The sequence below is a fragment of the Pseudoxanthomonas kalamensis DSM 18571 genome (genome assembly GCF_010211745.1).
GTDB classification, from domain to species: domain Bacteria; phylum Pseudomonadota; class Gammaproteobacteria; order Xanthomonadales; family Xanthomonadaceae; genus Pseudoxanthomonas_A; species Pseudoxanthomonas_A kalamensis.
Genome location: NZ_PDWQ01000002.1, coordinates 66,936 through 86,848 on the forward strand (window position 1 = coordinate 66,936; position 19,913 = coordinate 86,848).

Genomic DNA, 19,913 nt, shown 5'->3' on the forward strand with positions numbered 1-19,913 from the left:
TCACCGCTTGCGCCAGCCAAGCCATCCTACGGCGGAACCACCGGGAGCGATTTCGCCGTGGCGGCCCGTTACCCCGTGATTACGCGGATTGCCGGGCTTTTCGGTCGGGATTGCGGAAAAGCATGCCCGCCCACCGGCTTCGACCGGCGACATTCCACCCGGATTGGCCCGTGCATCAGCAGAAAAGGCCTGCATTCCGGGTTCACCGGCGTAATGATTGAGTCGCCCCGAAACCGCGAACCGAGGCCCACCCTACAATGCGCGGCAGCGGTCGGACGGATTCAAGCCCGTTTCATGCGGATTGACGGCTGCTTCCGCACGGACCAAACCGGGAATGGGTTGCACATGTCTCAACACGCCATCGAAGACCTTGTCGAAGACAGCATTCGTCTGGTCGATGCCTGCGCACTGCCGAAAGCGGACAAGCAGGCATGGGTCCATGGCCTGCTGCGCGTGCAGGCGCTGTACGACACCAGTCTGACCTGGTTCCGCATGGACGAAATCCTGATCGGACTCGATGTCCTCTCGCGGACCGCCGCGCCGCCGGAAACCGAAGCCGTCGATGGCTGGCAGACCGGTGAAGACGAAACCGGTTACCTGCGTGTCGACGAGAATGGCGCCTTCGTCTACCGCTTGCTGGACGAAACATCGCCGGTGCCATTGCCCGGCGTGTTCGTTGAAACCATGCAGTTGGCGTTCGACAACAAGGCCTTTCCGCTGGTGCACGACTGGTACGGACTGCTGGTCAATGGCTGGTGGGACGGCACGCTGGATACATCCCTGGGGTTTCCGGACGGCTTCGAAAGCCTCGTGGCGGATGCGAACATGAAACGCGCGCGGTCGCTGGCCGACCGGACGGCCCGGCGAGTCGATCCCGACCCCGACCGCGACGAGGACTTGACCGTTCCGGACCTGCAGGAAGCGCTGTCGCTTGCGGCAGACCCCGAGCAGGAAGCCTGCCTCCGCTACCTGCTGTCGCCGGGCAGTTCCGCGGCCACCCTCAGGCGCGATTTCGCCATGGCAATGGCGCGCAAGGCGCGGGGCAACGACTTCATCATCGACCGCCTGGAACAGGCCTTTTCCCGCTTGGGCTGGACGCGCGTACCCGACACGGATACGGATCGATGGCTATGGATTCTTGATGTCGATGGCCACCGGCGATTCGCCCATTTCCAGCTCCACCCCGAGCTGAAGTTGCTGATGTGCGAATTGGGCATCGAACACGCGCTGATGCTGCGCTGGCAGCAACGCACGGCCTCCACGGAATTCCACAATGTGCACTTCTACCGCATCGGAACCGTGTTCCTGCCCGAGGAACTGGGCCAGGGCAAACGCATTCACGCGTTCGGGGGCTGGAAGTTCGACATTGCGGGCTCCGAGCGCACGCTGGAAGCCACCCTGAAACAGATCGAATCCGCCATTCCGATGATGGTGCAGGCCTATTTCGACTTCATTGACGACACCTTCCAGGAGCGTTATTTCAGGACCACTCCCGATCAGCTGTTGTCCGTGCTGCTTGATGGCGAAATCATCCCGGAGGATGTGTTGTTCGACAGCCCGCAGGCTGTCCTGCTGGCATTTGCCATGCATGCCCGTGACCGGGGAAACCTGACGCTTGCCGATGATTGCGTGCGCAAACTGGAAAAAAGGATGCAGGACCGTCCGCGAAAATCGGCCTACGACATCCAGTATGTCGAGCCGTTCGTCCGGCGATGGCAAAGTGGCGACAGGAATGCGCCGATGCCGCCGGTCCTGCATGCGAAGCTGGCGCTGCACCTTCAGCGCCTGGCTTGAGGATGCCCCCGGACCACCCCGCCCCATCCCGGACACGACATGCCCTGGGGCCCGAAACGCCGTCGCAATCGCCTTTCGCGGCTCACAAAAACACGATCAGCGGCATCGTCGGCAGGCCGTCAACCGCCGAGGCGGGTCATCCGCCGCACAGGTTCCGCCCTTGTGGGTTGCGGGAAATAGGCCCGCCGACCGGCTTCGACCGGCGGCGTTCCGCCCGGATTGGCCCGCGCGCCGGCAGAAAAGGCCCGCATTCCGGGCAATTTGCTCGGCCGACCGCCCGAATTTCCCGGCCCACGGCCCTCGGAAGCCGGTCCGCCGAGCAAAAAGGTCCGCTGGCCGAGCAAATAGGCCCGCCAGCCGGGCAAATAGGCTCGCGCACGGAGCAAATAGGTCGGCCGGCCGAGCAAAAAGGCTCGTACGCGGAGCAAAAAGGTCGGCGCTCGGGGCTCAGAAGCCCGCGCTCCGAGCAAAAAGGCTGGCGCTCGGAGCTTTTTGCTCGGATCGCCGAGTTATTTGCTCGGCGGATGGACAAAATTTGTCCAAATTTGCCGTCGGCAACGTAGGGCGGAACCGCCGAAGGCGATTCCGCCGTTGCGATCCATCAGCTCATTGATGGAGGAATCCGCTGCGCGGGTTCCGCCTTACACGAGTTACGCGGGTTAGATGCACCTAACTCACTTTTTCTTGGGTGGAGGCGGCGGTGGAGGCGGTGGTGGTCGCTGACTTGTTTCTCTTGTTACGCCGCCTTTTACTTGGCCGCGTTCCACCCCTTCCTGTAGTGGGATTCTCTTGTCTGCCATTGGACAACTCCATTTCAGCGGATGAGGGTGACTCGATGGTAAAGGTTCCGAGTGGTTTGCTTAGATAGATTGAGTCAAGTTGGTAAAGCGGATCGGAATCCTCGTACGAGTACACAGTGACGTCAGTCAGCGCGATCTCTTGCACTTCTTTCGTCTCTGAGAAAGATCGGACGACCCCCCGATAGCTGAATCCCGCAGCTGGATCTCGCAGGTACACCCAGAGTACGTCAGGCGAGTTGAGGAAGTAGCTAAATAAATTTTCGTCGCCGTACTTATTGGAAATTCCCAATAGCTGTGCGAAGCGAGTCAGATGCTTCTTGTTTACGCAGTAGACTGCAGCTAATGCAATGAGAGGTGACAAGCCTGTTGCCCATGCGACCTCAGAAAAATGAAGGTCTTGCCCAGAGGAAAGCGTACCCCATAGTCCAAGCGCTGCGCTCTTGGACAAAAAAGGAAGATGACGGGAGCAAAGGAAGGTGGCCCATGCCAAGAACTGGAGTACAACGTAAGAGCCAACGCCAAAGATGAATGTGTAGATGCCGTATTTAAAGCTGTTCCAACGTTCGGCATGTACCAAGAGCTTGTCGCATATGACGGTCGCAATAAGGCCGGGGAAGGAAATGAGCCCAATGAGGACAGCGAGATCATTCATGTGCAATCTAACACCTGAATTAAGCCGCACCGCGAAGCGGCATCAGCTTGAATGAATTGTTAGGCCTTTCCCCGGAGAATGACATCATTGTGGTAACTGATGAAGTCCGGCAAGACATTGCTGAACTTTGTCGGATCGGCCACGATTGCGCCATAGTCAAGCATGACGTGGCAGTTCGGGCATACACAGACGATATTTCCGGGGTGGTCTGGGCCATTGTGAGGTGCCCCAAGTGGTTTGACATGGTGCGCTTCTGCGTAGGGCGCTCCGTTGCCAAGAACAATACGAGCAGAACAGTTCTGACAGGTGTAATCCATATCCGCCTTGATGCGACGGGCAAGAGCAGTATCACGGAGTACTCGATAGGTGGTTACAAGGTGGCGCCCTGTTGGTTCTGGCTCGCCAATGTCTGTCGCGATTGGCGTTGTATCTTCTGTCAGGAAGAACCGAGCAACACGCTCAGCGTCACTTTCAGAGCATGACCGCGCGAGCCATTGCCGTAGTAATGGAGAGCCATCTTTGATCCATTCGGTAATGAGCTGGTCGATTTCATTGGCGCTCAAAGTGTCATTTGTGTTTTTTCCAACGAGATGAGCAAAAACTGTCTTTGTTCTGACACCGCGCGAAGCTACATGCGCAATCGCCTTTTGCCTCCATTCGCTTGAATGGCTTCGAGGACTCTGGCGAGCAAGTGATCGCACGAGATCAAGAACTTCAAGGCAGTCGGCAATACGTTGGCTCATAGGAATGATGAGAAAGGCCTAAATATCGTTCACACCGCCCTTCCGCGGCCCCATCCGCCTTATACCACCATCTCACATTGAAACCCGGCGCCGTCTCAAGCCCTGAAACCCTGCCGTGGCATGCTGTTCAACCAGCAACGGAGCCTTTGCCATGCACGCCATCGAACTCAGGGACCCTGCCGCTTTCGGCAATGAATTCCTGCGCCTGACCCTGTTGCAGGGCTTCCAGTCGCTGACCAAGCGCGACCTGGAACTGCTGATCTTCGTCCTGCTGGAACGCGACGGCGCCATCGGCCGTGGCGAAGGCAATGCCGCCGTGGCCGCCCGGCTGCGGGTCACCCCGGCCAAGGTCAAGGCCCTGCGCCGCGACGGCTATGCCCGCTGGCGCGCGCTGGTGCATGAGGAAAACGCCGACGCCATGCGCCGCATCCTGTCCACCGTGCTAACCGAGGTCAACCTGCGTGCCGGCGTGCGCCACGTCAGCGCCGCCAGCCGCAAGGACGGCTTTCTGGCGATCCGGGTCGAACACCCGGACGATGCCCAGCGCTTCGAGCAGGCCATCCTCGACGTGGACGCCCTGCCCGTGTACGAGCGCAACCGCGAAGTGGTGGCGGTGCGCTTCGACACCCTGCTCAAGCTGGGCGAAACCTGGGGCTGGCTGCAGCCCGACCCGCAGCCGGTGGTGCGCGAACTGAAGAAGCTGGCGCCGGCCGCCGAGGAAGTGGCCGACCTGCTGAAGAAGGACGTGGGCAAGCTGCGCTGGGAGGACGCCCGCAATGCGCTGAACAGCCTGGGTGCCAAGGCCATCGCCAGCACCGCCGAGGGCGGGCTGAAGGGGCTGCTGAAGATCGTGTTTCCGTTTATTCCGGGGTGACAGCCCCCCATCCGCCTTCGGCACCTTCCCCCGCAAGCGGGGGAAGGGTGGGTTTGGCGCTGGTAAGGAATTGAATCCGTGCGAAGTCATCGTGACCACACTGCCGTCATCCCCGCGAAGGCGGGGGTCCATGTCGCCGAAAACCTGTGGATTCCCGCCTGCGCGGGAATGACGAACAAAAGCGGGAAGCTCTGCCCCCATCCGCCTTCGGCACCTTCCCCCGCGGGCGGGGGAAGGGTGGATTTGGCGCTGGTGAGGAATTGAATCCGTGCGAAGTCATCGTGACCACACCGCCGCCATCTCCGCGGAAACATCATGACCCACACTGCCGTCATCCCCGCGTAGGCGGGGATCCATGTCGCCGAAGCCTGTGGATTCCCGCGTACGCGGGAATGACGAGCAAAAGCGGGAGGCACCGCCCCCATCCGCCTTCGGCACCTTCCCCCGCAGGCGGGGGAAGGGTGGGTTCCGGGCGTCTTGGCGGACTGGGAAGGGCTGTTTCAGCCCTCGCATGAATCGAAGCACTGCCGTCATCCCCGCGAAGGCGGGGATCCATGTCGCCGAAGCCTGTGGATTCCCGCCTGCGCGGGAATGACGAGCAAAAGCGGGAGGCGCTACCCCCATCCGCCTTCGGCACCTTCCCCGCAAGCGGGGGAAGGGTGGATTTGGCGCTGGTGAGGGGCTGAATCCACGCGGGAACATCATGACCCACACCGCCGTCATCCCCGCGAAGGCGGGGATCCATGTCGCCGAAAACCTGTGGATTCCCGCCTGCGCGGGAATGACGAACAAAAGCGGGAAGCGCCGCCCCTACCCGCCTTCGGCACCTTCCCCCGCGGGCGGGGTTGAGCCGCTACAGGCCGGAGGCTTTGCGCCAGAACAGTTGCGACAGCGGCGGCAGTTTGCCGGCGGTGGCGAGCAGCGGGCCGCGGGCCAGGGTCAGGTGCGGTTCGTCGTTGGAGAACAGGCGGTTGATGGCGCTGAACGATTTGGACGCCAGCACGCTTTCGCTGCGGCGGGTGCGGGCCCAGCGTGCCAGCCGGTGCGGGGCGGCCCAGTCGGCCTTGCGCGCCTGCGCGTCCTGCAACAGCGCTTCCAGCGCGGACACGTCGCGCAGGCCCAGGTTGACGCCCTGCCCGGCCAGCGGATGCACGGCGTGGGCGGCGTCGCCGACCAGCAGCACGCGGCCGGCGAGGAACTGTTCCGCCGTCTGCCGCCGCAGCGGGAACGCGGCCCGCTTCGACGCCAGCCGCGTCTGCCCCAGCCGCGCGGCGAAAGCGGCGGTCAGTTCACGGTCGAAAGCGGCTTCGTCCAGCGCCAGCACCCGTTCGGCCTCGTGTTCGGGCAGGGTCCAGACAATCGAGCAGCAGCCTTCGAACGGCAGGAAGGCCAGCGGCCCGCTGGGCAGGAAGCGCTGCCAGGCAGTGGCTTCGTGCGGGTGTTCGGTATCGATGAAGGCGACCACGCCGCGCTGGCGGTAATCGTGCGCATCGACCTCGATGCCGGCCAGCGTGCGCAAGGTCGAAGCGGCGCCGTCGGCGGCGATGGCCACCCGCGCGTCCAGCCGGCTGCCGTCGTCCAGCCGCAGGCGCACGCCTTCGTCGTCCTGTTCCAGCGCCTCGACCCGCGCCGGGCAGCGCAGTTCCACCCCGGCCGCATCCAGCCCGGCCCACAGGCGGTCGACCAGCAGGTCGTTCTCGACGATCCAGCCCAGCTCGGTGCGGCCCAGCGCGTCGGCGTCGAACACCAGTTCGCCGCGCGGGCAGCCGGCGTCCCATACCCGCATGCGCCGGTAGGCCGGCGCGCGCGCGCTGCGCACCGCGTCCCACGCGCCCAGGCGCTGCAGCAGGGCGGCGTTGTCCGGGGCGAAGGCGTACACCCGCAGGTCGCGCGATTGCGCTGACCACGTCGGTGGCGGCCGGCCTTCGACCAGGGCGACGGCCAGGCCTTGCTGCGCCAGCATCCGCGCGCTGGCGGCGCCGACCACGCCACCGCCGACGACTACCGCGTCCAGTCGGGCGCGACGGCTCATCGGCCTTCGCCCCGGCACAGCTGCGGCACGTCGCCGCGGAAGCCCATGGCGCCGCCGACCAGCCAGCCCTGCAGGCTGGGCGATGCATCGGCCGCCAGCAGGCCCAGGCTGCGCAGCGGGCGCAGCAGCGGCGCATCGCTGGCGGTCAGCCGCGCCAGCTGGTCGGAGAACGCCAGCGTGCGTTCGCGGTCTTCGCGGCGGCGCTGGCGGTAATGCTGCAACAGGGCCGGATCGCCGGGGTCGGCGGCGCCGTCCAGCTGTTCGGCCAGGGTCAGCGCGTCGCGCAGGCCAAGGTTGAAGCCCTGCGCGCCGATCGGGTGGATGGTCTGCGCGGCATTGCCCAGCAGCACCGCGCGTTCGCCGATGGTGTCCTCGGCGACCATGCGCACGATCGGATAGCGGCTGCGTTCGCCGGCGGCCAGGAGGCGGCCGACCCGCCAGCCGAAGGCCTGCTGGATGCGTTCGCACCAGCCGGCGTCGTCCAGCGCGGCCACCGCGTCGGCCTGGTCGCGGGCGACGCCGTGGATCACCCCGTAGTGGCGGTCGCCGCGCGGCAGCAGCGCGGTCGGGCCGTGGTCGCCGAAGCGTTCGTAGGCGGTGCCGTCCGGCGCACGTTCGGCGCGCATCCGGGTCACGAACAGGGTCTGGCCGTAATCGTGTTCGCGCACGCCGATGCCGAGCGCGCCGCGCACGCCGCTGTGGTTGCCGTCGGCGCCGACCAGCAGCCGAGCGCGCAGTTCGCGTTCGCCCTGCGCATCGGTGATCCGGATCCGGCGCAGGCCGTCTTCACTGCTGCCGAGGCCGGCGAAGCGCGCCGGGCGGTAGCGGGTCAGGTTCGTCAGCTCATCCAGCCGCGCTTCCAGCGCCTCGCCGAAATCGCGCGCCACCACCACCTGACCGAAGGCTTCGACGCCGTAGTCGGCGGCGTCCAGCCGGACCCGGCCGAATTCGCCGCGACGGCTGACGTGGATGCGGCGGATCGCCCCGGTCGGGGCGCGCAGGCGCGCCATCACCCCCAGCGCGGTCAGCGCGTTGACGGTGGCGGCGGCGAAGCTGAGGTTGCGCTGGTCGAACACCGCCGGCAGGGTCCCGGCCGGGGTGGCCTCGACCAGACCCACATCCAGTCCCAGCCGGTCCAGGGCGATCGCCAGGCTGGCGCCGACCAGGCCGCCGCCGACGATCAGCACGTCGTGCGAATGCGTCATGCCGCCATGATAGCCGCCGCCACGGCACGGCGGCCGGCGAGCCGCTAGAATGGCGGCAGTTTCCCGCAACCGCCGCCACGCAATGAACAACACCACCGCCCGTGCCCTGATCCTGGTCCTGCTCGCCGCGCTGATGATCGTCACCCGCAGCCACCTGCTGTACCACTTTGCGCCGGTGCCGGACGCCTCGTGGGCGGTGTTCTTCATCGCCGGCTTCTACCTGCGCGGCTGGAGCCGCTGGGCCTTTCCGCTGTTCATGGCGCTGGCGGTGGCCACCGACTACGTCGCCATCAGCGGCCAGGGCCTGAATTTCTGGGCGCATTACTGTATGTCGCCGGCGTACTGGTTCCTGATTCCCGCCTACGGCGCGCTGTGGCTGGGCGGCAACCTGGTCCGGCGCGGGTATCGCAAGGCCGATGGCCACGCGCTGGCGACCCTGGTAGTCAGCCTGCTGGCCTCGGTGGCGGTCTGCCACCTGCTCAGCCAGGGCAGCTTCTACTGGCTCAGCGACAGCTGGATCGGCGACAGCGGCCGGGTCCCGACCGTGGCCGGCTGGTGGCAGAACTACGCCGACTGGTTCCTGCCCTACCTGCGGACCACCGCGATCTACACCGGGCTGGCGGTGATCGCCCATGTCGGCGTGCAGCAGATCGCGCGCCTGGCCCGCCCGCAGGACCGCACGGCGCACTGATCGCGCCGACGCCGGGCCGGAGCGCATGGGCAACCGCCTGACGAAGATCTACACCCGCACCGGCGACGACGGCAGCACCGGGCTGGGCGACGGCAGCCGCACCGGCAAGGATTCGGCGCGGGTGGCGGCCTACGGCACCGTGGACGAAGCCAATTCGGCAATCGGCCTGGTGCTGGCCACGGCCTCGGTGAGCGACGACATCCGCGACCTGCTGACCACGGTGCAGCACCAGTTGTTCGACCTTGGCGGCGAGCTGTGCATCCCCGGCCATGCGGCGATCCACGCGGCCGACATCGACGCGCTGGAGCGCCAGCTGGACCATTACAACGCCGAACTGCCGGCGCTGAAGGACTTCATCCTGCCGGCCGGTGGCGAGGCCGCGGCGCGTTGCCACCTGGCCCGCACCATCGTCCGCCGCGCCGAACGCGAGACGGTGGCGCTGTCGCGGCTGGAGCCGGTGCGCGCCGAGGCGATCGGCTACCTGAACCGGCTTTCGGACCTGCTGTTCGTGCTGGCGCGGGTGCTGGCGCGGGCCGAAGGTCAGGGCGAAGTGCTGTGGCGACACGAGCGCCGCAAGGCCTGACTGCCGCCAAGGTCGAATGCCGGCGCCGGCGACGCGGGCATAGAATGCGGGGTATCCCTTTCCCGGAGGCTTCCGCCCGCCCGCGGGTGACGCACGCCACGTGATCATCTTCACCCACCCCGCCTGCCTCGAGCACGACACCGGCCCGGAACATCCGGAATGCGCCGACCGCCTGCGGGTGGTGCTGGAATCGCTGCGCGAGGCGCACGGCGACCTCGACTGGCGCCAGGCGCCGCTGGCCAAGCTCGGCGAACTGCATCGGGTCCACGACCATGCCCTGGTCGAGGCGGTGATGGACGGCGACTTCGACGGCCACCGCATGCTCGACCCGGACACCGTGGTCAGCCCGAAATCGCGGCTGGCGGCCCTGCGCGCGGCCGGCGCCGGCGTGGCCGCGGTGGACGCGGTGATGAACGGCCCGGATACCATCGCCTTCTGCGCGGTGCGCCCGCCCGGCCACCACGCCACCCCGCAGGCGGCGATGGGCTTCTGCCTGTTCAACAACATCGCCATCGCCGCCGCCTACGCCTGCGAGCAGTACGGCCTGAGCCGGGTGGCGGTGATCGATTTCGACGTCCACCACGGCAACGGCACCCAGGCGATCTTCTGGGACGAGCCGCGGGTGGCCTACTTCAGCAGCCACCAGTCGGACCTGTACCCGCATACCGGCGCCCCGCGCGAGCACGGCTCGGGCAACATCCACAACGTGCTGCTGCCGCCGGGCAGCGGCGGCTTCCGCTTCCGCAATGTCTGGGAAGACCAGCTGCTGCCGGACGTGGCCTCGTTCCGTCCCCAACTGGTGCTGGTCTCGGCCGGTTTCGACGCCCACATGCACGACCCGCTGGCCGACCTGATGCTGGAAGCCGAGGACTTCGCCTGGCTCAGCGGCCGGCTGAAGCAGATCGCCGCGCAGCACGCCGGCGGACGGTTGGTGTCGATGCTGGAAGGCGGCTACAGCCTGGACGCGCTGCGCGAATGCAGCGTCGCCCACGTCGCCGCCCTGCGCTGAGCCCGCGCCGGTCACGGGATTGCCACGGTGCGTCTGAACCCCGGCCGACGCCGGGTTGGCGGTTTCATTGCCCGCCTGCCGGCGATACGGCACGATAGCGGGCGTTTTCACCCCGGATCCCCCGCCCGCGTGCGCCTCGCCCTTCGTCTGCTGACCCTGCCCTGCTGCATCGCCCTGGCCCTGCCGGCCATGGCCGCCGACGAAGGCAAGCCCCCCAACTGGGGGCTGTGCACGGTGCAGGACGCGATCCCTTCGTTCGACCTGCGCACCGACCCGCAGTCCAACGGCATCGAACTGAGCCCGGCCGAAAGCCGCGAACAGCGCGCCGAATTGCCAACCGAAATCACCGGGGACAGCCAGACCGGCACCGAGACCAACATGGCCTACCAGGGCGATGTCGAGCTGCGGCGCGGCGACCAGTACCTGCGCGCCGACAACCTGATCGTCGATCAGGAAACCGGCAAGTACCAGGCCGCCGGCCACGTCCGCTACCAGGACTCGGGCATGCGGGTGATCGCCGAAACCGCGCACGGCGACCAGGACAACGACACCCATTCGATCGAGAACCTGCAATACCAGCTGGTGTCGCGGCGCGGTAACGGTGGCGCCGACCGCATCGAAATGCACGGTGCCGACGGCGCGCTGATCGGTTCGACCTATTCGACCTGCGACCCGGGACAGCGCCACTGGGAGCTGCGCGCGCGGCGGATCGACGTGGATACCGACGAAGGCTGGGGCGTGGCCCGCGGCGCCAGCATCCGCCTGGGCAAGGTGCCGGTGCTGTACATGCCGTGGCTGAAGTTCCCGATCGACGACCAGCGCCATACCGGCCTGCTGTATCCGGCGATCAGCAACTCCGGGCGCAACGGCTTCGACTACCGCCAGCCGATCTACCTGAACCTGGCGCCGAACTACGACGCCACCCTGCTGCCGCGCTGGATGAGCGACCGCGGCGTGCAGCTGGGCGGCCAGTTCCGCTATCTGTACGAAAAGGGCAAGGGCCAGCTCGACCTGAACTGGATGCCGAGCGACGACCTGGTCGAACGCCGGATCGAGGACATCGCCAACGGCGCGCCGACGGTCGGCAACGACCCGCTGCGCACCGACAACCGCGGCATGGCCAAGTTCGTCGGCAACCACAATCTCGACCGCCACTGGCAGGCACGCGCCAACATCGCCTGGATCAGCGACTCGCGTTATCTGGAAGACCAGGGCAATTCGCTGTACGGCCAGGCCGCCACCCGCCTGACCAGCACCGTCGGCCTGTACGGACGCGGCAACGGCTGGACCGCCGGGATCATGGCCGACAGCCAGCAACTGGCCGACTACACCCTCAGCGACAGTTCGCTGCCCTACAACCGTCTGCCGCGCGCCTATCTGAACTGGGAACAGTCCTATCGCCGCTGGCTGCAGGTCGGGATCGACGCCGAGGCCGTGCGCTTCCAGCACAACGACAAGGGCGACGGCAGCCGGCTGGACATCAAGCCCTACGTGTCGCTGCCGCTGCAGGGCGCGGCCTGGTACATCACCCCGACCCTGGCCTGGCGCTACACCCGGTATCAACTCGAGGAAGACCTGCAGGCCTCGCTGGGCAATCCCGACCGCACGCCGTCGCGCAGCCTGCCGATCGCCTCGCTGGATGCCGGCCTGTATTTCGACCGCAACACCACCATCAAGGGCCGCTCCTACCTGCAGACGCTGGAACCGCGGCTGTACTACCTGAATGTGCCGTACCGCGACCAGGACACCCTGCCGCGCTTCGACAGCCGCGCCTTCACCTTCAGCTGGGGCCAGCTGTTCCGCGACAACCGCTATTCCGGCCCCGACCGTCAGGGCGACGCCAACCAGCTGACGCTGGCGGTCAGCAGCCGCTTCCTGCGCAGCGAGGACGGTTTCGAACGGCTGGCGCTGAACCTCGGCCAGATCCATTATTTCAAGGACTCGCAGGTCGTCTTTCCCGGCGAAGTCCCGGTCGAAAAAGGACGCTCGGCCTGGGTCGCCGATGCCAGCTACGCGCCGACCGACCGCTGGAACATCGGCCTGTCCTACCAGTGGAATCCGAAGTACCGCGCCGAGGATCTGGCCAGCCTGCGTGCCCGCTACCTGCTGCCCGACGACGGCGTGGTCAACCTGAGCTACCGCTACCGGCGCAACGCGGCCAGCCGTACCAACCTGCTGGAACAGGCGGACTTTTCCTTCCTGTATCCGGTCAACCGCAGCTGGAGCGTGGTCGGCCGCTATTACTACTCGCTGCTGGATCACAAGTTGCTGGAAGGCATCGCCGGCGTGCAGTGGGACAGCTGCTGCCTGGCCGTGCGCGCGGTGGTGCGCCGCTACGTACGCAACCGCGACGGCGAAATGAACAATGCCCTGCAAGTGGAATTCGTGCTCAAGGGCCTCGGCTCGGCCGGCCAGGACACCGAGCGCACCTTGCGCCGTGCTATCCTCGGCTACTACCGGGACGACCTCTATCTGGTCCCGCCCAGCATCGCTGCGCCGAGCGGGGACGACGACTCATCCTCCGGCGAACTCCTGCCATGAATACCATGAACACACGATCCATCACCGGCACCGTCCTCGGCGGCCTGTTCCTGTCCGCACTGCTCGCCGCGGCCGCCGCGTTCCCGGCGCAGGCGCAGCAGACGCAACCGCTGGACCGCATCGCTGCCATCGTCGACGAAGACGTCATCCTGCAGAGCGAACTGGAGCGCGCGGTCGCCAACGTCCGTGCCCAGTACGCCAGCCAGCCCGGCCAGTTGCCGCCGGACGACGTGCTGCGCCGGCAGGTCATGGAACGGCTGGTGCTGGTCAAGCTGCAGGTCGCGCGCGCCAACTCCAGCGGCATCCGCGTATCGGACAACGAACTGAACAACGCCGTCGCCACCGTCGCCCAGCAGAACGGCACCGACGTCGCCGGCCTGCGCCAGCGGCTGGCCGCCGAGGGCATGGGTTTCGAGGATTTCCGCAACTCGATCCGCGACGAGATCACCGTGCAACGACTGCGGCAGAGCTTCGCCCAGTCGCGCATCCAGGTCAGCGAGAGCGAGGTCGACGCGGCGCTGGCCGCGCAGGCGGACGGCGGCGTGCAATACCACCTGGCGCACATTCTGGTCGCGCTGCCCGATGGCGCCACCGCCGACCAGATCGCCACCGGGCAGAAGAAGATCGACGGCATCAAGGGCCTGCTGGACAAGGGCGAGATGGACTTCACCGCCGCCGCGGTGCGCTATTCGGACAGCCCCAACGCGCTGGAAGGCGGCGACCTGGGCTGGCGCAGCGTCGACGAAATCCCGTCCGCCTTCGTGCAGATGCTGCAGCAGATGAGCCCCGGCCAGGTGATCGGCCCGATCCGCGGCCCCAGCGGCTTCCAGCTGCTCACACTGGTCGAGACCCGCGACGCTTCGCAGGCCGCCAAGCGCAGCGTGACCGAGTACCAGGCACGGCACATCCTGGTCCGGATCACCGAATTGCAGGACAACGCCAAGGCGCGCGCCAAGATCGACACCCTGCGCGCGCGCATCGCCGGCGGCGCCGACTTCGCCGAAGTAGCCAAGGAGTCCTCGGAAGACGCCAATACCCGCGCCGATGGCGGCGAACTGGGCTGGTTCCCGGCCGATGCCTTCGGTCCGGACTTCCAGAAGCAGCTGTCCGGCATCGCCGACGGCCAGATCACCCAGCCGTTCCGCAGCGAGGCCGGCTGGCACATCGTGCAGCGCGAAGGCACCCGCCAGACCGACGTCACCGACCAGAACCAGCGCGCGCAAGTCCGCGAGATGATCGGCCGCCGCAAGCTGGAGGACGAGTACAACCGCTTCCTGCAGGAAATGCGCGGCGAAGCCTATGTCAACGTCCGCGACGCCAGCACTGCGCCTCCCGCCAGCAGCGGAGGCTGAATGATCCCGCGCCTGGCGCTGGTCCCGGGCGAACCGGCCGGTGTCGGCCCGGAACTGTGCGTGCGTCTGGCCCAGCAGGTCCGCAGCGATTGCCGCCTGCTCGCCTACGGCGATGCCGCAACCCTGCGCGATGCCGCCGCGGCGCTCGACCTGCCGCTGAACCTGTTGCCCGCCGAGGCCGACGCCGTCGCGCCGGGCGACCTGTGTCTGCAGCCAGTCGCCAACGCCGTGCCGGTGCGTTTCGGCCAGCCCGATCCGAATAATGCCGCGGCGGTGATGCAGGCGCTGGACGAAGCCGCCGCGGCCTGCCTGTCCGGCCAGCTGCACGGCCTGGTCACCGGCCCGGTGCACAAGGCCGTCGTCAACGCCGGTGGCATCGCCTATACCGGCACCACCGAGCGGTTGGCGGCCGGCGCCGGCTGCAAGGTGGTGATGATGCTGGCCAACGACATCGTCCGCGTCGCCCTGGCCACCACCCACCTGCCGCTGCGCCAAGTCGCCGATGCGATCGATGCCAACACCGTGGATGCCGCACTGCGCATCACCCACGCCGCCCTGCGCTGCGATTTCGGCATCGCCGATCCGGTGATCGCCGTGCTCGGCCTCAACCCGCATGCCGGCGAAGACGGCCATCTGGGGCGGGAGGAAATCGACATCATCGAACCGCTGCTGCAACGCCTGCGCGGCGAAGGCATGCGCTTGCCCGGCCCGCTGCCCGCCGATACCGCCTTCCTGCCGCAGAAGCTGCGCGATTTCGATGCGGTGCTGGCGATGTACCACGATCAGGGACTGCCGGTGCTGAAATACAGCGGTTTCGAGCGCGCGGTCAACATCACCCTCGGCCTGCCCTACCCGCGGGTCGCGGTCGATCATGGCACCGCGCTGGAACTGGCCGGGCGCGGCCTGGCCGATCCGTCCAGCCTGTTCGCCGCGGTCGAGACCTGCGCCCGCTTCGCCCGCCAGCGGCAGGAGGCTGCATGAGCCGCGGCGGATTCAGCGCACCGGCGAAGAAGTCGCTGGGCCAGCATTTCCTGCACGAGCGCAGCTTCATCGACCGCATCGTGCTGGCGGTCGATCCGCAGCCCGGCGACCGCCTGGTCGAAATCGGTCCCGGCCAGGGCGCCATCACCCTGCCGCTGCTGAGACGGCACGGCGAACTGACCGCGATCGAGTTCGACCGCGACCTGATCACCCCGCTGATGGAAACCGCCGAAGGCGTCGGCCGCCTGACCATCATCCACAAGGACGTGCTGGCGGTCGATTTCGGCAAGCTGGCCGGCGACGAAGGCCCGCTGCGGCTGGTCGGCAACCTGCCCTACAACCTGTCCTCGCCGATCCTGTTTCATGCGCTGGCGCACGCTGCGGTGATCCGCGACATGCACTTCATGCTGCAGAAGGAGGTGGTCGACCGCATGGGCGCCGCGCCGGGCAGCAAGGTCTACGGTCGGCTCAGCGTGATGCTGCAGGCCTATTGCCGAGTCACGCCGCTGTTCGTGGTGCCGCCAGGCGCGTTCCGGCCGCCGCCGAAGGTCGATTCGGCGGTGGTGCGACTGCTGCCGAAACCGGCCGCGGAGATTGGCGTCCGCGACCCGCAGCGGTTCGAACAGGTCGTCCGCGCCGCCTTCGGCCAGCGCCGCAAGACCCTGCGCAATGCGCTGGACGGCGTCTGCGACAGTGCGCGGATCGAACAGGCCGGCCTGCGTCCGGATGCCCGCGCCGAACAGGTCGACGTGGACGGATTCGTGCGCCTGGCCAACATCGAGTAAGCGGCAGCGGCGACCTCCGCGCGGAAGTCGCCGCCGATTTTGCTTACACTGGCTGGATGGACGTTTCCGCGCACAGGACCGACATCATCGCCCCCTTCCGTCCGCGCCGCGGACGCAACGCGCGGCATCCGGCATGAGCGTCTGGGCCATCGGCGACCTGCAGGGCTGTTACGACGTCACCCGGCGCCTGTTGGACAAGATCCGCTTCGATCCGGCGCGCGACCGCCTGTGGTTCTGCGGCGACCTGGTCAACCGCGGCGGACAATCGCTGGAAACCCTGCGTCTGGTGCACTCGCTGCGCGAATGCAGCCATGTCGTGCTCGGCAACCACGACCTGTCGCTGCTGGCCATCGGCGAACGCAGCGCCGACGAGCAGCGCAAGGTCAATCCCGACCTGCAGCGGATCGTGCTGGCCGACGACCGCGACGAACTGCTGGGCTGGCTGCGCGGGCAGGAACTGGCGCACGTGGACCGCGAGCTGGGCTGGATGATGGTGCATGCCGGCCTGGCGCCGAAATGGACGACCCAGGATTGCGAGAAGTACGCACGCGAGATCGAGCAGCAGTTGCGCGGCAAGAACCACTCCAAGCTGCTGCGCAGCATGTACGGCGACAAGCCGAACTGGTCGTCGGGCTTGCGCGGCCCGGACCGCTGGCGGGCGACGATCAACGTGCTGACGCGGATGCGCTACTGCACGCCGCGTGGCCGCATCTCGATCGAGGACAAGGGCGCTCCCGGCACCCAGCCGGCCGGACTGTATCCCTGGTACGAAGTGCCCGGCCGCGCACAGCGCGACCTGAAGATCGTCTGCGGCCACTGGTCCACGCTGGGGCTGATGATCGGCCATGGCGTACACGCCATCGACACCGGCGCGGTCTGGGGCGGCCAGCTGACCGCACTGCAACTGGATGTCGACGACCTGCACCTGGTGCAGGTGGCGGGCCGCGAGGTGCCCACGCCGTGAACTTCGCGGGCAGGATGCCGATCTCGCTGCTGCTGCCACTGCCTATGCTGATGCTGTCGGTCGCCGGATGCAGGGCCGACGCGATTCCCTCGCTGTCGCCCGATGCCGGGGTTCCGGCGCAACACGCAGCCGCCCTGTCCCCGCCACTGGTCGCCGCAGCGCGTCAGCAGATCGGCGTCACCCGTCTGTACGATCCTGCCTACGTGGTGCTGGACTATCCCGGCGGCGATGTCCCGCGTGATCGCGGCGTCTGTACCGATGTCGTGGTGCGCGCCCTGCGTACCCAGGGCATCGACCTACAGCAGGCCGTGCACGAGGACATGCGGGCGAACTTCCGCCTCTATCCGCAGCAATGGGGGCTGACCGGCCCGGACCGCAACATCGACCATCGCCGCGTGCCCAACCTGATGCGCTGGTTCGAACGCAACGGCTGGGGCATGCCGATCGGCGACCAGGCTTCGGACTACGCCGCCGGCGACATCGTGGCATGGAAACTCAGCGGAAGCGGGCTGCTTCATGTCGGCATCGTCTCCGACCGCAGCGCCGCGGACGCAACCCCGCTGGTCATCCACAACATCGGTGCCGGCACGCAGGAGAACGACCTCCTGTTCCGCCACACCATCATCGGCCACTACCGACCGCGACTGCCTCAGGCGCGAACGTAGTCGACGAACTCGAAAGCATAGGCGTGCCGCGAATCGGCCGCATGTGGCCGGCGCGACAGCACCCGCCATTGCGCCGGATCGAAGGCCGGAATGAACGCATCGGCATTCGCTACTTCGGCATCGACATGGGTCAGGTGCATGTTCGTGGCCAGCGGTAGCAGCAACGCGTAGATCTCGGCACCACCGATCACGCACAGCTCGTCCGCGCCCGATTCGGCCGCCAGCGCCAGCGCTTCGTCCACCGAGGCCACCGCCCGCATGCCCTCGAACGGCACCTGCCCGTTACGCGTCAACACTAGGTTGGTCCGCCCCGGCAAGGCGCGGCCCAGCGATTCGGCGGTCTTGCGCCCCATCAGCACCGGCTTGCCCAGGGTCAGTACCTTGAAGTGCCTGAAGTCGTCCGGCAGGTGCCAAGGCATGGCGTTGCCGCGGCCGATGGCGCGATTGCGATCCAGCGCGGCGATCAGGGAAATCTTCACTGGCAATCGACGGGCACGTACAACCTCACACTGCCACCGGTGCCTTGATCGCCGGGTACGGGTCGTAGCCGAGGATCTCGATGTCGTCGTAGCCGAACGCGAACAGGTCGTCCACGTCCGGGTTCAGGCGCAGCGTCGGCAACGCACGCGGCGTGCGCGACAGCTGCTCGCGCGCCTGCTCGTAGTGGTTCGAATACAAGTGCGCATCGCCCAGCGTGTGCACGAAGTCGCCGACACCCAGTTCGCAGGCCTGCGCCACCATGTGGGTCAGCAGCGCGTAGCTGGCGATGTTGAACGGCACACCGAGGAAGATGTCGCCGCTGCGCTGGTACAGCTGGCAGCTGAGCTTGCCGTCGACCACGTAGAACTGGAACAGGTTGTGGCACGGCATCAGCGCCATCTGCGGCAGGTCGGCAACGTTCCAGGCGCTGACCACCAGCCGGCGCGAATCCGGATTGCGCTTGATCTCGTCGACCACCCACTTGATCTGGTCGATCTCGCCGCCGTCGGCGGTCGCCCAGCGCCGCCACTGCTTGCCGTAGACCGGGCCGAGTTCGCCGTCCGCGTCGGCCCACTCGTCCCAGATGCTGACCTTGTTCTCCTTCAGGTAGGCGATGTTGGTTTCGCCCTTCAGGAACCACAGCAGCTCGTGCACGATCGAGCGCAGGTGCAGCTTCTTGGTGGTGACCAGCGGGAAGCCTTCGCCCAGGTCGAAGCGCATCTGCCAGCCGAACACGCTGCGGGTGCCGGTTCCGGTGCGGTCGGACTTCTCCGCGCCATGCTCCAGCACGTGGCCCAGCAGGTCGAGATACGGCTTCATGCGGTCTCCTTGTCGGCGGCAACGTCGGCGACGGCCGGCTGCAGCGTCGGCGCACGGCGCGACAGCCACAGCAGGAACAGGCCCAGCGCGATCAGCGGCAGGCTGAGCAACTGGCCCATCGTCAACCAATCGAACGCAAGATAGCCCAGTTGCTGGTCAGGCACGCGGACGAATTCGACGATGAAGCGGAACAGACCGTACAGCAGCGCGAACAGCCCCGACACCGCATAGCGCGGACGCGGACGCGAGGAGAACCACCACAGCGCGGCGAACAGCAACACGCCTTCCAGCGCGGCTTGGTACAACTGGGTCGGGTGCCGCGCATGCATATCCAGCGCCCCGCTGGCGAACTGCTGCTGCAAACGGGCCATGAAGTCCGCCTGGCCGCGCATGGCGTCGAAAGCGGGGTCGGACGGAAAGACCCAGCCCCAGTCGGCGCCGGTGTGCTTGCCCCACAGCTCGCCGTTGACGAAGTTCGCCAGCCGCCCGATGCCAAGGCCCGGCGGCACCAGCGGCGCAAGGAAATCCATGGTGTCGAAGAAATGCAGGCGGTGCTTGCGGCTCCACCACCAGGCCGCGGCCAACACGCCCAGCAGGCCACCGTGGAAGCTCATCCCGCCCTGCCACACCTTGAACACCTGCAACGGCTGCTGCAGGTAGGCCTGCAGGTCGTAGAACAGGATGTAGCCGATACGCCCGCCCAGCACCACGCCCAGCATCGCGTAGAACACCAGGTCGGACAGCGCCTCAGCATTGATCCCCGGCAGGCGGCCGGCAACGATGCGGCGACGTCCCAGATACCAGGCCGCGACGAAGCCGATCGCGTAGGCGATGCCGTACCAATGCACTTTCAGGGGCCCCAGCGAGAAGGCCACGGGGTCGATCTGATGGAGATGGATCATGTGAGCTGCGGGTTTCCGGCGTCGATGCCGCTATTTTGCCC

17 protein-coding genes and 1 pseudogene are annotated in these 19,913 nt (G+C 66.9%); 11 read left to right on the top strand and 7 right to left on the bottom strand.

All coding sequences use genetic code 11. The annotated features are described in order from the left end of the window. Positions 1-57 precede the first annotated feature (57 nt). Positions 58-1,794 carry a hypothetical protein gene (locus tag CSC70_RS04295; protein WP_162455432.1) on the top strand — a complete coding sequence of 579 codons (1,737 nt, stop codon included), beginning with the start codon at positions 58-60 and terminating at the stop codon, positions 1,792-1,794. Between the two features lie 669 nt (positions 1,795-2,463). Here CSC70_RS04295 and CSC70_RS04300 read toward each other — a convergent pair. Together CSC70_RS04300 and CSC70_RS04305 are read right to left on the bottom strand one after the other, a co-directional pair. Continuing rightward, on the bottom strand, positions 2,464-3,246 hold the full coding sequence (locus CSC70_RS04300) for a hypothetical protein (RefSeq protein WP_162455433.1): 783 nt from the start codon (positions 3,244-3,246) through the stop codon (positions 2,464-2,466). Between the two features lie 59 nt (positions 3,247-3,305). Beyond that, positions 3,306-3,989: an HNH endonuclease gene (locus CSC70_RS04305; protein WP_162455434.1), complete on the bottom strand. Its 684-nt coding sequence runs from the start codon at positions 3,987-3,989 to the stop codon at positions 3,306-3,308. Positions 3,990-4,140: 151 nt separating this feature from the next. Between CSC70_RS04305 and CSC70_RS04310 the strand changes: the two genes are divergently transcribed. Beyond that, positions 4,141-4,863 (top strand): hypothetical protein, encoded by a 723-nt coding sequence (locus CSC70_RS04310; protein WP_162455435.1) that lies wholly within the window; start codon positions 4,141-4,143, stop codon positions 4,861-4,863. Positions 4,864-5,716: 853 nt separating this feature from the next. Here the strand turns inward: CSC70_RS04310 and CSC70_RS04315 are convergent. Next, complete coding sequence (locus CSC70_RS04315) at positions 5,717-6,895, bottom strand: UbiH/UbiF family hydroxylase (RefSeq protein WP_162455436.1); 1,179 nt, start codon at positions 6,893-6,895, stop codon at positions 5,717-5,719. Further along, positions 6,892-8,100, bottom strand: coding sequence for a 2-octaprenyl-6-methoxyphenyl hydroxylase (gene ubiH / locus CSC70_RS04320; protein WP_162455437.1), 1,209 nt, complete (start codon positions 8,098-8,100; stop codon positions 6,892-6,894). The genes CSC70_RS04315 and ubiH overlap by 4 nt, the downstream gene beginning before the upstream one ends. A gap of 82 nt (positions 8,101-8,182) precedes the next feature. On the opposite strand from ubiH, the gene CSC70_RS04325 reads away from it, so the two are divergent. The 9 genes and pseudogenes from CSC70_RS04325 to CSC70_RS04365 all read left to right on the top strand — a co-directional run bounded on the left by CSC70_RS04325 (position 8,183) and on the right by CSC70_RS04365 (position 17,671). Continuing rightward, positions 8,183-8,791: a hypothetical protein gene (locus CSC70_RS04325; RefSeq protein ID WP_162455438.1), complete on the top strand. Its 609-nt coding sequence runs from the start codon at positions 8,183-8,185 to the stop codon at positions 8,789-8,791. A gap of 25 nt (positions 8,792-8,816) precedes the next feature. Further along, the gene (locus CSC70_RS04330; RefSeq protein ID WP_162455439.1) at positions 8,817-9,374 is read left to right on the top strand and encodes a cob(I)yrinic acid a,c-diamide adenosyltransferase; all 558 of its coding nucleotides are present in this window, start codon (positions 8,817-8,819) and stop codon (positions 9,372-9,374) included. Positions 9,375-9,474: 100 nt separating this feature from the next. Further along, complete coding sequence (locus CSC70_RS04335; protein ID WP_162455440.1) at positions 9,475-10,383, top strand: histone deacetylase family protein; 909 nt, start codon at positions 9,475-9,477, stop codon at positions 10,381-10,383. Positions 10,384-10,512: 129 nt separating this feature from the next. Beyond that, a complete protein-coding gene (gene lptD / locus CSC70_RS04340; protein ID WP_246189323.1) occupies positions 10,513-12,924 on the top strand; it encodes an LPS assembly protein LptD in 2,412 nt (803 codons plus the stop codon). 5 nt (positions 12,925-12,929) lie between these two features. Continuing rightward, positions 12,930-14,276 carry a peptidylprolyl isomerase gene (locus tag CSC70_RS04345; protein ID WP_162455441.1) on the top strand — a complete coding sequence of 449 codons (1,347 nt, stop codon included), beginning with the start codon at positions 12,930-12,932 and terminating at the stop codon, positions 14,274-14,276. After that, a complete protein-coding gene (pdxA, locus tag CSC70_RS04350) occupies positions 14,277-15,257 on the top strand; it encodes a 4-hydroxythreonine-4-phosphate dehydrogenase PdxA (protein WP_162455442.1) in 981 nt (326 codons plus the stop codon). After that, positions 15,254-16,042 (top strand): 16S rRNA (adenine(1518)-N(6)/adenine(1519)-N(6))-dimethyltransferase RsmA, encoded by a 789-nt coding sequence (gene rsmA, locus CSC70_RS04355; RefSeq protein ID WP_162455443.1) that lies wholly within the window; start codon positions 15,254-15,256, stop codon positions 16,040-16,042. Before pdxA ends, rsmA begins: the two co-directional genes overlap by 4 nt. A gap of 133 nt (positions 16,043-16,175) precedes the next feature. Then, positions 16,176-17,003 (top strand): annotated as a pseudogene (locus CSC70_RS04360) (symmetrical bis(5'-nucleosyl)-tetraphosphatase); the annotation flags it as partial. Between the two features lie 17 nt (positions 17,004-17,020). Continuing rightward, a complete protein-coding gene (locus CSC70_RS04365; RefSeq protein ID WP_425501527.1) occupies positions 17,021-17,671 on the top strand; it encodes a DUF1287 domain-containing protein in 651 nt (216 codons plus the stop codon). On the opposite strand, the gene CSC70_RS04370 is transcribed toward CSC70_RS04365, so the two are convergent. Genes CSC70_RS04370 through lgt form a run of 3 tightly spaced genes read right to left on the bottom strand, consistent with a single transcriptional unit; the run spans position 17,656 to position 19,872 of the window. Next, on the bottom strand, positions 17,656-18,150 hold the full coding sequence (locus tag CSC70_RS04370) for a dihydrofolate reductase (protein ID WP_162455445.1): 495 nt from the start codon (positions 18,148-18,150) through the stop codon (positions 17,656-17,658). The two genes, CSC70_RS04365 and CSC70_RS04370, sit on opposite strands and share 16 nt — an antisense overlap. A gap of 25 nt (positions 18,151-18,175) precedes the next feature. Beyond that, complete coding sequence (locus CSC70_RS04375; RefSeq protein WP_162455446.1) at positions 18,176-18,970, bottom strand: thymidylate synthase; 795 nt, start codon at positions 18,968-18,970, stop codon at positions 18,176-18,178. Beyond that, entirely contained in the window at positions 18,967-19,872 is a 906-nt protein-coding gene (gene lgt / locus CSC70_RS04380; RefSeq protein ID WP_162455447.1) for a prolipoprotein diacylglyceryl transferase, read from the bottom strand. The genes CSC70_RS04375 and lgt overlap by 4 nt, the downstream gene beginning before the upstream one ends. Positions 19,873-19,913 lie beyond the last annotated feature (41 nt).